This is a genomic window from Nocardioides deserti (assembly GCF_014266025.1).
Lineage (GTDB): Bacteria > Actinomycetota > Actinomycetes > Propionibacteriales > Nocardioidaceae > Nocardioides > Nocardioides deserti.
The window spans coordinates 1-1,351 of record NZ_JACMYC010000036.1 but is presented as its reverse complement, the minus strand read 5'-3'; the positions used below and the strand labels follow the sequence as shown (position 1 = coordinate 1,351).

The following is a 1,351-nucleotide window of genomic DNA, read 5'->3' as shown; positions in this document are numbered from 1 at the left end:
TCGAAGCACCCATCTGCTCCGCACCCGCCGCCACCGTCGACACGTTCCGCGACACCTCCTCAGCAGCACCCGAGACCACACCCGCCTGCACCGACGTCTCCTCCGCACCCGCAGCGATCTGCTGCGACCCCGCCGACAGCTCCTCGGCCGCACCGGCAACGGCCTCCGTCGACTCGCTGATCGCCCCGATCAGCCCCCGCAGGTTGTCCATGCCGACGTCGAGGCTCTGGCCCATCCGGCCGACCTCGTCGCGCGAGCTGACCCCGCTCGTGACGGTGAGGTCCCCTGCGGCCAGGGCGTCGGAGACCCGTCGGACACGGGTCACGTTCGCGCTGATCCCCCGGGCGACCGCCAGGCCGACGACCAGGACCGCGACGACCGCCAGTGCCAGCAGGCCGAGCGCGAACCTGCGCTCGCTCTCGTAGGCCTGCTGTGCGTCCTGGGCGCTCCGGGCGGCAGCGGCGTCCTCGGACTCGATGATCGCGCCGAGCGCCGAGCTCACTCCTTCAGCCACCGGGGCGGCGTCGGAGTTGTTGACGCTCAGCCAGCGGGCGAGGTCCTGCTCCGCGGCGATCGGGCCGAGCTTGGTGTCGACGATCGAGAGGTACTCGGCCAGCATCGACCGGATCTGCTCGACCCGTTCCCGGTCCGCGCTGCTCACTTCAGTGGCGAGGTAGTCGTCGAGCTGCGCGTCGAAGGTCGCCTGGAGCTCGTCGTACTCCTCGAGGGTCGCCTGGCGCTCCTTGCCGTCGCCGACGAGGAGGATGTCGCGGACGCTGAGCGAGATGCTCTTGCGCGTCACGCTGATCTCGCCGAGGACCTTCACCGCCGCGAGGTTGTCGCGGTAGATCCGCTGGCTGGTGGCGGCGCTCTCGGAGAGGGCGTTGAGGGCGAAGAGCCCGACCACCAGCGCGGCGGCGACACCCACCAGCGCGGGGGTGAGGACCTTGGTGCGGATGGAGAGGTCGGCGAAGCGCTGCAGCGGCGATCGCCGGCCGGGGGTCGTGCTGGTCATGGCGTGCTCCAAGAAGGTCGGAAGGGTCGGTCGGTACGCCGGCCTGGCCGGCGGAAGGGTCGGTGCGGGGTGAGGAGGGGGTCGGTCAGACGACCCGGAAGCGGGAGACCTCGTGGTGCAGCGAGCCGGCGAGCTGGGCGATCTCGCTGACCGCCGCATGCGCCTGGGTCACCGCCTGCGTCGTGGTCTCCGCACCAGCGGCGACACCCGCGATGTTGCTGGCGATCTCGTTGCCACCCGTCGCAGCCTCCGCCACGTTGCGCGACATCTCGTTCGTCGTCGCCGTCTGCTCCTCCACCGCCGACGCGATCGTCAGCTGGTAGTCGTTGATCGAAG

Annotated in this window: 1 protein-coding gene and 1 pseudogene; both read right to left on the bottom strand. The window is 70.9% G+C overall.

What is annotated here, in order from left to right; genetic code table 11:
- Positions 1–1,015, bottom strand: a 1,015-nt coding sequence (locus H7344_RS20145) for an MCP four helix bundle domain-containing protein (RefSeq protein WP_186347768.1), incomplete at its 3' end; no start/stop codon positions are given.
- An 85-nt stretch (positions 1,016–1,100) separates the two neighbouring features.
- Positions 1,101–1,351 (bottom strand): annotated as a pseudogene (locus tag H7344_RS20140) (methyl-accepting chemotaxis protein); the annotation flags it as partial.